10 protein-coding genes and 1 rRNA gene are annotated in these 12677 nt (G+C 72.2%); all 11 read left to right on the top strand.

Annotated elements, in window-relative coordinates; genetic code table 11:
* Positions 1-6: 6 nt before the first annotated feature.
* The 11 genes from rrf to ACRDSK_RS07000 all read left to right on the top strand — a co-directional run bounded on the left by rrf (position 7) and on the right by ACRDSK_RS07000 (position 12633).
* Positions 7-123: ribosomal RNA gene (gene rrf, locus ACRDSK_RS06950) — 5S ribosomal RNA — on the top strand.
* Positions 124-2104: 1981 nt separating this feature from the next.
* A complete protein-coding gene (locus ACRDSK_RS06955; RefSeq protein WP_431439114.1) occupies positions 2105-2989 on the top strand; it encodes a hypothetical protein in 885 nt (294 codons plus the stop codon).
* On the top strand, positions 2986-3945 hold the full coding sequence (locus ACRDSK_RS06960) for an HAD-IIA family hydrolase (RefSeq protein WP_431439115.1): 960 nt from the start codon (positions 2986-2988) through the stop codon (positions 3943-3945). The genes ACRDSK_RS06955 and ACRDSK_RS06960 overlap by 4 nt, the downstream gene beginning before the upstream one ends.
* A 43-nt stretch (positions 3946-3988) precedes the next feature.
* Positions 3989-4114 carry a hypothetical protein gene (locus ACRDSK_RS06965; RefSeq protein WP_431439116.1) on the top strand — a complete coding sequence of 42 codons (126 nt, stop codon included), beginning with the start codon at positions 3989-3991 and terminating at the stop codon, positions 4112-4114.
* A gap of 3 nt (positions 4115-4117) precedes the next feature.
* On the top strand, positions 4118-4915 hold the full coding sequence (locus ACRDSK_RS06970) for a TlyA family RNA methyltransferase (RefSeq protein WP_431439117.1): 798 nt from the start codon (positions 4118-4120) through the stop codon (positions 4913-4915).
* Positions 4912-5799 (top strand): NAD kinase, encoded by an 888-nt coding sequence (locus ACRDSK_RS06975; protein WP_431439118.1) that lies wholly within the window; start codon positions 4912-4914, stop codon positions 5797-5799. Before ACRDSK_RS06970 ends, ACRDSK_RS06975 begins: the two co-directional genes overlap by 4 nt.
* A 75-nt stretch (positions 5800-5874) precedes the next feature.
* Positions 5875-7641 carry a DNA repair protein RecN gene (gene recN / locus ACRDSK_RS06980; protein WP_431439119.1) on the top strand — a complete coding sequence of 589 codons (1767 nt, stop codon included), beginning with the start codon at positions 5875-5877 and terminating at the stop codon, positions 7639-7641.
* 254 nt (positions 7642-7895) lie between these two features.
* A complete protein-coding gene (gene steA / locus ACRDSK_RS06985; protein WP_431439120.1) occupies positions 7896-9080 on the top strand; it encodes a putative cytokinetic ring protein SteA in 1185 nt (394 codons plus the stop codon).
* Entirely contained in the window at positions 9077-10018 is a 942-nt protein-coding gene (locus tag ACRDSK_RS06990; RefSeq protein WP_431439121.1) for a copper transporter, read from the top strand. The genes steA and ACRDSK_RS06990 overlap by 4 nt, the downstream gene beginning before the upstream one ends.
* Positions 10019-10312: 294 nt before the next feature.
* Positions 10313-12010, top strand: coding sequence for a CTP synthase (locus ACRDSK_RS06995; RefSeq protein WP_431439122.1), 1698 nt, complete (start codon positions 10313-10315; stop codon positions 12008-12010).
* The gene (locus tag ACRDSK_RS07000) at positions 12007-12633 is read left to right on the top strand and encodes an NUDIX domain-containing protein (RefSeq protein ID WP_431439123.1); all 627 of its coding nucleotides are present in this window, start codon (positions 12007-12009) and stop codon (positions 12631-12633) included. The genes ACRDSK_RS06995 and ACRDSK_RS07000 overlap by 4 nt, the downstream gene beginning before the upstream one ends.
* Positions 12634-12677: the final 44 nt, after the last annotated feature.

Genomic DNA, 12677 nt, shown 5'->3' on the forward strand with positions numbered 1-12677 from the left:
TAGAGTTTCGGCGGCCATAGCGGTGGGGAAACGCCCGGTCCCATTCCGAACCCGGAAGCTAAGCCCACCAGCGCCGATGGTACTGCACTCGACAGGGTGTGGGAGAGTAGGACACCGCCGAGCATTCATTCCCGAAGAGCCCTCCGATACCCGGAGGGCTCTTCGGCGTGTTGAATGGTGGTCGGTGTGCATGTCCCAATCGGTGGAGGTTCAGGTGTCGCAACCCAACGACCCACGCGACGAGCGTGGTCGGGACGAGCGGCCGCGCCCTGAGCGAGGCAGTGGCTTCGGCCGCGCCCCGAGGCCCGCCGCCGGCGCCCCTGACAGGTCGGACCGCGACGCCCCCACCCAGCCGGGCCGCGGCGGCTCGGACCGTCGAACCCCCAGGTCAACGGGCCGTGACCGCGACAGCCAGCCCGGCTCGGGCCGAAGCTACCAACGCGGCAGCGACCGCAACCGAGACGCTTCGCGCCAGCCTTACCGAGGCGGCGACGACCGCAACCGCGACTCCCGTCCCCGCTACCGAGACGACAACGACCGCTCTCGCGACACCTCGAGCCGAGACCACCGCAACCGCGACGAATCGCGCCAGGGCTACCGAGGTGGCTCCCGCGACGACTCACGTCGGAACTTCCGGGGCGACGACCGCGGCCGCGATGACTCCCGCCAGGGCTACCGGAGCGGTTCCCGGGACGACTCTCGCGGGAACTACCGAGGTGGCGGCGACCGCGGCCGTGACGACTCGCGCCAGGGCTACCGGGGCGGTTCCCGAGATGATTCTCGCCGGGACTACCGGGGCAACGACCGCGGCCGTGATGACTCGCGCCAGGGGCACCGAAGTGGTTCCCGGGACGACTCTCGCCGGGACTTCCGAGGTGGCGACCGCGGCCGCGATGACTCCCGCCAGGGCTACCGGAGCGGTTCCCGGGACGACTCACGTGGCAACTACCGAGCTGGCGGCGACTCGCGCCAGGGCTACCGGGGCGGCTCGCGTGACGATTCTCGTCGTGACTTCCCGAGTGGCGACCGCAATCGCGATGACTCGCGCCAGGGGTACCGGGGCGGTTCCCGGGACGACTCTCGCCGGGACTACCGAGGTCGCAACGACCGCGATCGCGATGACTCGCGTCAGGGCCGAGGTGGCGACGGCCGCAACCGTGGCGATTCGCGGCCGAGCTACCGAAGCGGTTCTCGCGATGACTCGCAGCGGGGTTACCGCGGCGATGATCGCTCGAGCGGCGGGTCGCAGGGCTACCGCCGCGGCGACTCGCGGCCGAACCATCGGGGCGGCGAGGATCGTTCTCGCGATGACTCACGTCGAGACTTCCGGAGTGGCGGCCGCGACCGCGACGACTCGCGCCAAGGCTACCGAGGCGACTCGGGCCGAGGCTACGGACGTGGCGAGGAGCGCTCCGGCGACAACCGCCCCTCGCGCGACGACTCGAGCCGCGGCGGCTACCGAGACCGCCGCGGACCTCGAGACGACTCCGACCGACGTGGCTACGGTCGTCCCCGCGACGATGCCGACAGGCGCCGACCACGCGACGACTCCGATCGACGCAGGTCCGCTGCCCCGAACCGCCGCCACGATGGCGACCGCAAGCCTCCCGCCGACCGGCGGAACTCCAGGGACCGTCACGACGCGGGAGCCTCGCCGTACCGCGAGGTCACCAAGGCACCTGACGAAGCCACGAGGCACGCGACCGTCGACCCGACGACCGACTCGGTGACGGCACAGCCGATCCCCGAACGTCCCGACGAGCTGGCGGCCGACCAGGCCACTGTCCAGTCAGTTCCCGACCAGGTGGCCGCGGCACCAACGCCCGCCCGCCCCGCCGAACTCCACTCCGAGGACGACACTCGACCGGCACCAGCCGACGGCTCGACCGACCAAACGCGGGAGTCCGTGCCAGCGGCCCCCGATCCGGTGGAGCCCACCCCCGATCACATCGAGCCGGCGACCGACGAGGCTGAACTCGCGGCCGTCCAGTCCGAACTCGCATCTGCCGAGCCCGCACCCGACGCCGACCATGACCAGCCTGTGGCCAACCCGGCCGAGCCCGGACCGGACGCATCCGAACCCGGCGCCGGCCAGGCTCAGCCCGTGGTCAGTCTGGCGGAGCCTCGGTCCGGCGAACCCGATGGTGGCCAGGCCCGGCTCGGAGCCAACGCATCCGAACTCGCGTCCGAAGGGCCCAGCGCCGACCACGTCCTGCCTGGGGACAGCTCGGCTGAGCTCGCGTCCGGGGAGTCGACGGTCGGCGATTCTGAGGCCGCCTCCGAATCCGAGACCGAGCCGGACCGTGACGAGCGACGGAACCCCAGCGGCGAGCCCGAGCTCCCCGAGGACGTCCAGTTCTCCGACCTCGACGCCGATGCCCGCCGCGAGCTGCGCAGCCTCACCAAGTCGACCGCCGAGCTCGTCGGGCTGCATCTGGTCGCCGCGGGGCGGTTGATCGACGACGAGCCGGAGCTGGCCCTCGAGCACGCCCGCTTCGCTCGTTCCCGCGCCGCCCGGGTCGCGCTCGTTCGCGAGGCCGCCGGGCTCGCCGCCTACCACGCCGGCCACTGGGCCGAGGCTCTCGGCGAGCTGCGGGCCGCCCGCCGCATGAGCGGCGGGCAGGGCCACCTCCCCGTCATGGCCGACTGCGAGCGCGCTCTCGGCCGGCCCGAGCGCGCCCTCGAGCTGGCGGCCGAGGCGAAGGACCTGGACAAGGAGACCGCCGTCGAGCTCAAGATCGTCACGGCCGGCGCCCGGCGGGACATGGGACAGCTCGACGCCGCGGTCGTCGGCCTCCAGGGGCCTGACCTCGACCCCGCGATCCGCCGGCCCTGGAGCCCCCGCCTCTTCTACGCCTACGCCGACAACCTCGAGGCCGCCGGCCGCACCGACGACGCCATTCGCTGGTTCCTCAACGCCGCCGAGGCCGACCTCGACGAGGAGACCGACGCCGCCGAGCGGGCGTTCGCCCTGAGAGAAGCAGAATGACCCTTCTCGACCGCTACGACGCCTTCCTGTTCGACCTCGACGGCACCGTCTACCGCGGCGAGCACGCCATCGACGGCGCGGCCGAGGCGGTCGAGGCCGTGCGCGGCAGAACAGTCCGATTCGTCACCAACAACGCCTCCCGAGGGCCCGACGAGGTCGCCGCCCATCTCACCGAGATCGGCATCCGCGCGGCATCCGACGAGGTCAGCACCAGCGCGCAGGCCGCCGCGGCGGTCCTGGCCGAGAAGGTCGCCGAGAAGAGCACCGTCCTCGTGGTCGGCTCACCGGCACTCGAGCGCGAGGTCGAACTGGTCGGCCTCACCGCGACGCGCACGGCCGACGACGACGTGACGGCCGTCGTCCAAGGCCTGTCGAAGCAGACCAACTGGCAGGACCTCGCGGAAGCCACCGTCGCGCTCAACAGAGGCATGCTCTGGGTCGCCTGCAACGTCGACCCCACGCTGCCCACCGAGCGCGGCATGCTGCCCGGCAACGGATCGTTCGTCGCCGCGCTGCGGACGGCCACCGGTCGCGAGCCGATCGTCGCCGGCAAGCCCGCGACCCCACTGATGGACCAGGCCGTCCGCGCCGCGCACGCCACCCACGCCCTCGCGATCGGCGACCGGCTCGACACCGACATCGCCGGCGCCGTCGCGGCGGGGCTCGACTCGCTGCTCGTCTTCACCGGCGTGACCACGCCGGCCGAGCTCCTCGCGAGCGACATCAAGCCGACCTACCTCGCTGCGGACGTCCGCGCGGTCACCGAGGACCCAGAGCGGCTCGCGATCGGCGAGAAGCCCGGCTGGAAGATCGACAACGGCGTGGTCAGCGGTGACGGCGACCCGCTCGACCTGCTCCGCGCCCTCTGCGCGGTGGAACACAGAGACGCGAAAGCCGGTGACGACAACGCGGCCGCCGCACTTCGCCACCTCGGCCTCCCGCATGGGCTAGCGTGACGGAGTGCAGTTGGACGGCATGAATCCCCAGGATCCGACGGCCGTGATTGACGATGCCGTGGCCCAGACCGAGGCACTCGACGAGGTCCCACTCGCCGAGCACGTCGCCCGGTTCGACGCGGTCCACGGCGCGCTCAACGACGCGCTCTCGCGCATCGACACGGACTGAGCGGTGCCCCGCCGGACCCGGCTGGACGCGGAGCTTGTTCGCCGCGGCCTGGCCCGATCTCGCGAGCACGCTTCGCAACTCATCGCCGACGGCCGGGTGACCGTCCGCGGCACCGTCGCCGGCAAGGCGGCCACCGCTGTCGAGACCGACGCGCCGGTCGTCGTCCGCGAGCGTGCCGGCGACGACTGGGCCTCCCGCGGCGCACACAAGCTGATCGGCGCGCTCGAGGTGTTCGGCCTCGACGTCACGGGTCGACGGGTGCTCGACGCCGGCGCCTCGACCGGCGGCTTCACCGACGTCCTGCTGCGCCGCGGCGCCCGCGAGGTCGTCGCCGCCGACGTCGGGCGCGGGCTGCTGGTCTGGCGGCTGCAGACCGACGACCGGGTCCTCGTGCTCGACCGCACCAACGTCCGCTCGCTGACGCCGGAGCAGACCCGGGGACCGGTCGACCTCGTCGTCGCCGACCTGTCGTTCATCTCGTTGCGCCTGGTCCTGCCGGCGCTGCTCGCATGCGCGACGGCCGACGCCGACCTGGTGCCGATGGTCAAGCCGCAGTTCGAGGTCGGCAAGGAGCGGCTCGGCTCCGGCGGCGTCGTCCGCGATCCTGAACTCCGCGCGGCCGCCATCCGTAGTGTGATCATGGAGGCCGCCGGGCTCGGCCTGCGCGTGCACGGAGTGACCGCCAGCCCACTTCCCGGCCCATCCGGGAATGTCGAATACTTCGTGTGGTTGCGTCGCGGCGAACCCGGCGCCGACGTGGATGCACTCGTCGAGACCGCCGTGCTGGAGGGGCCGCGATGACCGGACGTGAGGTGCTCCTCGTCGTACACACCGGTCGGGCCGACACCCGGCACACGGCCGAGAAGGTCGCCGGCTGGTTCGCCGCGGCCGACGTCAAGCTCCGCGTGCTCGCCGACGAGGCGCCGCAGCTCGACAGCGCCTGCTACCAGAACGTCGTGCGCGGCGGGCCGGACGCGGCGGAGGGCACCGAGCTGGTGTTCGTCCTGGGCGGGGACGGCACGCTGCTGCGCGCCGCCGAGCTGGCGCGCCCGGCGGGCGTGCCGGTGCTCGCGGTGAACATGGGCCGGGTCGGGTTTCTCGCCGAGGCCGACACGGACGTCCTCGAGCAGGCGGTCGCACAGGTCATCGCGCAGAACTACGAGGTCGACGACCGGATGACCGTCGACGTCACCGCCTCGCTCGGCGGCCGGCAGCTCGCGCACACGTGGGCGCTCAACGAGGCCAGCGTGGAGAAGAGCAGCCGAGACCGCATCCTCGACGTGCGGATCGAGGTCGACGGCCGGCCGGTGTCGGCGTTCGGCTGCGACGGCGTGCTGTGCGCGACGCCGACCGGCTCGACGGCCTACGCGTTCTCCGCCGGCGGGCCGGTGGTGTGGCCGGACGTGCAGGCGCTGCTGGTGGTGCCGAGCAACGCGCACGCGATGTTCTCCCGGCCGCTCGTCGTGTCGCCGGGTTCGGTGGTGGCGGTCGAGGTCGACCCGGACGGGCACCCCGCCGTGCTGTGTTGCGACGGCCGGCGGACGTTCGTGCTGCCGCCGGGGGCGCGCGTCGAGGTGGTCGGCGGGACGAAGCCGACCCGGCTCGTGCGGCTGCGCGAGGAGCCGTTCACCGACCGGCTGGTGCACAAGTTCGAGCTGCCGGTGCAGAGCTGGCGCGATCGCTGAGCACTTTCTCAGCCAATCGAACACACGGTCGTTAGTTACGGGATTTAGTCGGTGCGAGCCGATAAGGTGCGCGCTGTGTTGGCCGAAATGCGCATCGAGGGCCTCGGCGTAATCGACGAGGCCACGCTCGAACTGGATCCGGGTCTCACCGTCGTCACCGGTGAGACCGGCGCGGGCAAGACCATGGTCGTCACGGGACTGCACCTGTTATCGGGTGGCCGGGCCGAGGCGTCCCGAGTGCGCAGTGGCGCACAGAGAGCGGTGGTCGAGGGCCGCTTCGACGCGCCGCCGGGCAGTCCCGCGGCCAAGGTCGCGGCGGACGCGGGCGCCGATCCGGACGAGGACGGCGCGCTCATCGCGCTGCGCACGGTCGGCACGGACGGGCGGTCCCGGGCACACCTGGGTGGCCGGTCGGTGCCGGTCGGTGTGCTGTCGGAGCTGTCCGAGCAGCTCATCGCGGTGCACGGGCAGAACGACCAGCTGCGGCTGCTGCGTCCCGCCGAGCAGCGGGCCGTGCTCGACCGGTTCGCCGGCGAGGAGCTGCTGAACGCGCTGTCGGAGTACCGGCGGGTGCGCGAGGAGTGGCACGCGGTCAGCACCGAGCTCGCCGACCGCACCGCGCGGTCGCGGGAGCTGGCCCGGGAGGCCGACCTGCTGCGGCACGGCCTCGCGGAGATCGAGGCCGTCGACCCGCAGCCGGGCGAGGACGACGAGCTGGTGGCCAAGGCCCGCCGGCTGGCCGACGCCGACCAGCTCCGGGAGGCCGCGACCGGTGCGACGTTCGCGGTCACCGGCTCCGCCGAGGGCGACCCGGACGCGCCGGGCGCGCTCGGCATGGTCGCCGACGCGCGCAACCGGCTCGCGTCGTCGGAGGATCCGCGACTGCGGGATCTCGCACCGCGGCTGGCCGAGGCGGAGGCGTTGCTGTCGGACGTCGGCAGCGAGCTCAGCGGCTACCTCGAGTCGCTGGACGCGGATCCGGCCGTGCTCGAGCAGGTGCTGGCCCGGCAGGCCGAGCTGAAGGGGCTGACCAGGAAGTACGCCGCCGACGTCGACGGGGTGCTGGCGTGGGCGAAGGACGCCCAGGAGCGGCTGGCCGGGCTCGACACGTCCGAGGAGGCGCTGGCCGAGCTCGACCGCCGGCGCGGCGAGCTGGCCGAGCAGCTGGCCGAGCAGGCGCGGGTGCTGACGTCGCTGCGGGTGAAGGCGGCCGACTGGTTCGCCCAGGCGGTCACGACCGAGCTGGGCGGCCTGGCGATGGGCCAGGCGAGTGTCGAGCTGGTGGTGAGTACCCGGTGGGCCGAGCCGGGCGACGCGCACGCGCTGCGGGTGGCCGGCGGTGGCGGTGGGGACGCGCTCGTGCACGCGGGTCCGGACGGCATCGACGAGGTCGAGCTGCGGATGTCCGCGCACGACGGCGCCCAGCCGCTCCCGGTGCACAAGGCCGCGTCCGGCGGCGAGCTGTCCCGGGTGATGCTCGCGATCGAGGTCGTGCTGGCCCACTCCGACCCGGTGCCCACGCTGGTGTTCGACGAGGTCGACGCGGGCGTCGGCGGCCGCGCGGCGGTGGAGATCGGCCGCCGCCTGGCCCGGCTGGCGACGAGCCATCAGGTCATCGTGGTCACGCACCTGCCGCAGGTGGCCGCGTTCGCGGACCGGCACCTGGTGGTCGACAAGTCCGCCAAGGGCGGCGTCACGCGCAGCGACGTGCGGATGGTCGCGGATCGGGACCGGGTCGTGGAGTTGGCTCGGATGTTGGCGGGCATGGACTCGACCGAAACCGGGCGGGCTCACGCGGAGGAGTTGTTGGAGGTCGCCAAGAAGGACAAGCGGAAGCGCTGACGGCTGGGGTGAGGTTGGGGCTCCGGGGGAGCGGAGGGGGTGGGGTGCGTGGGGGCGGGCCGGATTTGTTGGTGGTTCTGTTTGGGGTTGCCGGGTGCGGTTGGGCCGGGCGTTCGGCGGGGTCGGTTTCGTTGATGGTTCTGTTCCATCAAGCCAACCGACCTCACCCAGCACCTTCCTCAATTTGGTCATCCCGCGTTTCTTGACGGCGTGGCGGAGCGGAATTCCTCTGTCCATTTGTCACCATCAGTCTCATGAAGCTCACCGGCCTCCTGCTGCGACCAAATCGGAGTCGGCCTGGGATCACCGGGGTGGCCAGGGTTGACCGTCGAACCGGCGATTTGTTGCGTCGGGTCGACGTCGGAGAGATCGTCGTGCTCGATCAGGTCGATCTTGATCGGGCCACGGCCGATGCGCTCGTCGAGGCAGAGGTGGCGGGCGTGGTGAACGCATCGCCGTCGATCTCCGGGCGGTTTCCCAATCTCGGGCCCGAGATCGTCGTCGGTGCGGGGATCGTGCTCGTCGACGACGTGGGGCCCGAGGTGCTGCGCGCCGTCAAGGAGGGCAGCAAGGTCCGGCTGCACGAGGGCGGCGTCTACCTCGGCGAGAAGGAGGTCGGGCGCGGGACGGAACAGACCGTCGAGTCGATCGCCGACCTCATGATCGAGGCCAAGGCCGGCATGTCCGCCCAGCTCGAGGCGTTCTCCGCGAACACGATCGAGTTCCTTCGCCGCGAGCGCACGCTCATCCTCGACGGCATCGGCGTCCCGGAGCTGCGCAAGAGCCTCCACCAGCGCCAAGTGCTGATCGTCGCCCCCGGTCACGGGCACGCCGAGGACCTCGCGAGCCTCAAGCGCTACATCGCCGAGCACCGGCCCGTGCTCGTCGGCGTCGACGCCGGCGCGGACACCCTGCACGAACGCGGCTACCGCCCAGACCTGATCGTCGGCGACCCGGACCGGCTGTCGACCGACACCCTGCGCTGTGGCGGCGAGGTCGTCGTCCCCGCGTACCTGGACGGGCACGCCCCCGGCCTGGAACGCGTCCAGGACCTCGGCATCGGCGCGGTAACCTTTCCCGCCTCCGGCAACGCCGAGGACCTCGCGCTACTACTGGCCGACACGCACGGCGCGAGCCTCGTCGTCACGGTCGGCTTCCAGGCCACGCTCAGCGAGTTCCTCGACCGCGGCCGCTCGGGCTCGAACCCGTCGACGTTCCTGACCCGACTCAAGCTCGGCAGCAAGATCGTGGACGGCAAGGCGGTCGCGACCCTGCACCGCAGCCGCGTCTCGCTCGGCGCGGTCGTCGTGCTCGTCCTCGCCGCGCTCGTCGCCATGGCGGTCGCGGTGGCGGTGTCCGGGGTGGGCGGCGCCTACGCCGACTGGGCGGTCGACACCTGGCACAGCTTCACCACCTGGATCGAGGGGCTCTTCTCGTGATCTCCCTGCGCTACCACGTCATCTCCATCGCCGCGGTCTTCCTCGCGCTCGCCGTCGGCGTCGTGCTCGGCTCGAGCACGCTGTCGCGCTCGCTGCTGTCCGGCCTCAGCAACGACAACGACGAGCTCGTCCGGCAGGTCCACGACCTGGAGACCCAGCGCAACGGGCAGAACGCCCGCCTGGCCGACGCGGACAGCTTCGCCACCCAGGTCGGCCCGATGGCCGTGCGCGGCCAGCTCACCCAGCGCACGGTCGTACTCGTCACCACGGCCGACGCGGACCCGGCCGACCGCGACGCGCTGAAGCAGCTGCTCACCGACGCCGGCGGCCGCGTCACCGGCGAGGTCCAGCTCACCGACGACTTCGGCAACCCGGAGAAGGCCGACCAGCTCAAGGACATCGTCACCCGCCTGCTGCCGGCCGGCGTCCAGCTGCCGACGGCGTCGGACCCCGGCACGCTCGCCGGCGGCCTGCTCGGTCCGCTGCTGTTGATCAGCAAGACCGACAACAAGCCGCAGGCCTCCGCGGCCGAGACGGCCGCCGCGTTCGCCGGGCTCACCGACGGTGGGTTCGTCAAGGCCAGCCAGGGGATCCAGCCCGCCCAGCTCGCGGTCGTGCTCACCGGCGGCGCCGCGAAGGGCGACGGCGCCGGCGACCGCGCGGCCACCATCGCCCGGTTCGCCACGCAGGTCGACCGGTCCGGCGCTGGCGCGGTGCTCGCCGGCTCCGACGGCTCGGCGGACGGCACCGGCTCGGTCGGCGTCGTGCGGGCCGACACCGCCGCGACGTCCATTCTGTCCACTGTGGACAACGTGAGCTCGCCGGCGGGCCGTGTGGTGACCGTGCTGGCGCTGCGCGAGCAGCTCGAGGGCGGCTCCGGCCGCTACGGCAGCGCCGGCAACGCACAGGGCCCGGCGCCAGGCGCACCGGCTGAGTGAGCGCGCCATCTACACCGTGAGCGAGAGCGACGGAGCGTTCGCCGTCTGGACTGAGGAGCGCGCGCAGGCGCGCCAGCGCCGAGCACGCGACGAGGGAAGACGGCGAGTAGCGCAGGAGCGAAGCGAGCCATCTACACAGCGTCATGGGTGTGGGCTGGACCGCGTGTCGGGCGAGGATCGGCCGAACAGGTGATACGGTGAAAACCCGTGGAGAGTCAGGCGGGTAGTCCCGCTGCGAACGGTATCGCCGGTGACGGTCACGGACCGAAGGTCAGTCCACGGGGAGCATCGCTGGTGCAACACTCACTCACGACGAAGTACGTGTTCGTGACAGGTGGGGTCGCCTCGTCCCTCGGCAAGGGACTCACCGCGTCCAGTCTTGGACAGCTGCTCACCGCCCGCGGGCTGTGGGTCACCATGCAGAAGCTCGACCCGTATCTCAACGTCGATCCCGGAACGATGAACCCGTTCCAGCACGGCGAGGTGTTCATCACCGAGGACGGCGCCGAGACCGACCTCGACGTCGGCCACTACGAACGCTTCCTCGACCGCGACCTCGTCGGCCGGGCGAACGTCACCACCGGCCAGGTGTACTCGACGGTGATCGCCAAGGAGCGCCGCGGCGAGTACCTCGGCGACACCGTGCAGGTCATCCCGCACATCACCGACGAGATCAAGGCGCGCATCCGCGGCATGGCCGAGCCGGGGGAGGACGGCAACGCGCCGGACGTCGTCATCACCGAGATCGGCGGCACCGTCGGCGACATCGAGTCGCTGCCCTTCCTCGAGGCCGCCCGGCAGGTGCGCCACGACGTCGGCCGGGACAACTGCTTCTTCCTGCACGTGTCGCTGGTGCCCTACCTCGCGCCGTCCGGGGAGCTCAAGACCAAGCCGACCCAGCACTCGGTGGCGGCGCTGCGCAACATCGGCATCCAGCCAGACGCCGTCGTGTGCCGGGCCGACCGAGAGGTGCCCAGCGGGCTCAAGCGCAAGATCGCGCTCATGTGCGATGTGGACCTCGACGCGGTCGTGGCCGCCCCGGACGCCCCGTCGATCTACGACATCCCGAAGGTGCTGCACAGCGAGGGCCTGGACGCCTACGTGGTGCGCCGGCTCGGGCTGCCGTTCCGCGACGTCGACTGGACCGTGTGGGGCGACCTGCTGTCTCGCGTGCACAGTCCCAAAGAGACGGTGCGGATCGCGGTCGTCGGCAAGTACGTCGACCTGCCGGACGCGTACCTGTCGGTCACCGAGGCGTTGCGCGCCGGCGGGTTCGCCCACTGGGCCAAGGTCGAGGTCGTCTGGGTCCCCTCGGACACCTGCGAGACACCGGCCGGCGCGGCCGCCCAGCTGTCCGGGTTGGACGGTGTGCTGATCCCAGGCGGCTTCGGCGTGCGCGGCATCGAGGGCAAGATCGGCGCGATCCACCACGCCCGCCTGCACGGGATCCCGGTGCTGGGTCTGTGCCTCGGCCTGCAGTGCATGGTGATCGAGACCGCGCGGAACCTGGCCGGCATCGCGGGCGCGAACTCCTCGGAGTTCGACGAGACCACCCGGCACCCGGTGATCAGCACGATGGCCGACCAGCAGGACGTGGTCGCCGGCGAGCGGGACATGGGCGGCACGATGCGCCTGGGCGCCTACCCGGCGAAGCTCACCGCCGGCTCGGTCGTGGCGCATGCGTACGGCACCCGTCAGGTGTCCGAGCGGCACCGGCACCGCTACGAGGTCAACAACGCCTACCGGGCCAAGCTCGCGAAGGCCGGCGTCGTGTTCTCCGGCCTGTCGCCCGACGAGCACCTCGTCGAGTTCGTCGAGCTGCCGCCCGAGACGCACCCGTTCTTCGTCGGCACGCAGGCGCACCCGGAGCTCAAGAGCCGCCCGACCCGCCCGCACCCGCTGTTCGCCGGCTTCGTCAAGGCGGCGTTGGCCTACCGGGCGGCCGAGCGGCTGCCGGTCGAGCTGCCGGAGCCGCTGGGGGCCCGCTCTTGAGCGTGCCGGGCCAACACGACTTCGAGGTTCTGGGCACCGAGGACGTCTACCAGGGGCGGGTCATCGCCGTGCGGGTCGACGAGGTGGCGATGCCCGGCGGTGGGCGGGCCAAGCGCGAGGTCGTCGAGCACCTCGGCGCGGTCGCGATCCTCGCGCTCGACGAGGACGACCACGTCACGCTGATCCACCAGTACCGCCACCCGATCGGCCGGCGGAACTGGGAGCTGCCCGCCGGGCTGATCGACAAGCCGGGGGAGGACCCCGTGGAGACCGCCCGGCGCGAGCTCGTCGAGGAGGTCGGGCTGGCCGCGGCGGACTGGTCGGTGCTGGTGGACGTGGCGGCGTCACCGGGGTTCACCGACGAGGTGGTGCGCGTCTACCTGGCCACCGACATCGCGGCGGTCGAGCGGCACGTCGAGGGCGACGAGGAGGCGGACCTGGTGGCTCGCCGTTTCCCGCTCGAGGAGGCGGTGCGCATGGTGCTCACCGGCGAGATCGTGAACGCCTCGTCGATCGGTGGCCTGCTCGCCGCCCACGCGGTGCGCACGCTCGGCGTGCGGCCCAGGCCCGCCGACGCGCCGTGGCGCGACCTGCCGAAGAGGATGCCGAACCGGCGCCGCTGATCATGTGTGGCGGCCAGGGCGAAGGTAACGTCCCGCTCATGGTG

The organism is Actinophytocola sp. (genome assembly GCF_050699915.1).
Taxonomy (GTDB): Bacteria; Actinomycetota; Actinomycetes; order Mycobacteriales; family Pseudonocardiaceae; genus Actinophytocola.

What these genes read in the sequence shown, in the direction of transcription:
- ACRDSK_RS06960 (WP_431439115.1), top strand. Translation starts at nt 2,986, where the DNA reads ATGACCCTTCTCGACCGCTACGACGCCTTCCTGTTCGACCTCGACGGC.
- ACRDSK_RS06975 (WP_431439118.1), top strand. Translation starts at nt 4,912, where the DNA reads ATGACCGGACGTGAGGTGCTCCTCGTCGTACACACCGGTCGGGCCGAC.
- steA (WP_431439120.1), top strand. Translation starts at nt 7,896, where the DNA reads ATGAAGCTCACCGGCCTCCTGCTGCGACCAAATCGGAGTCGGCCTGGG.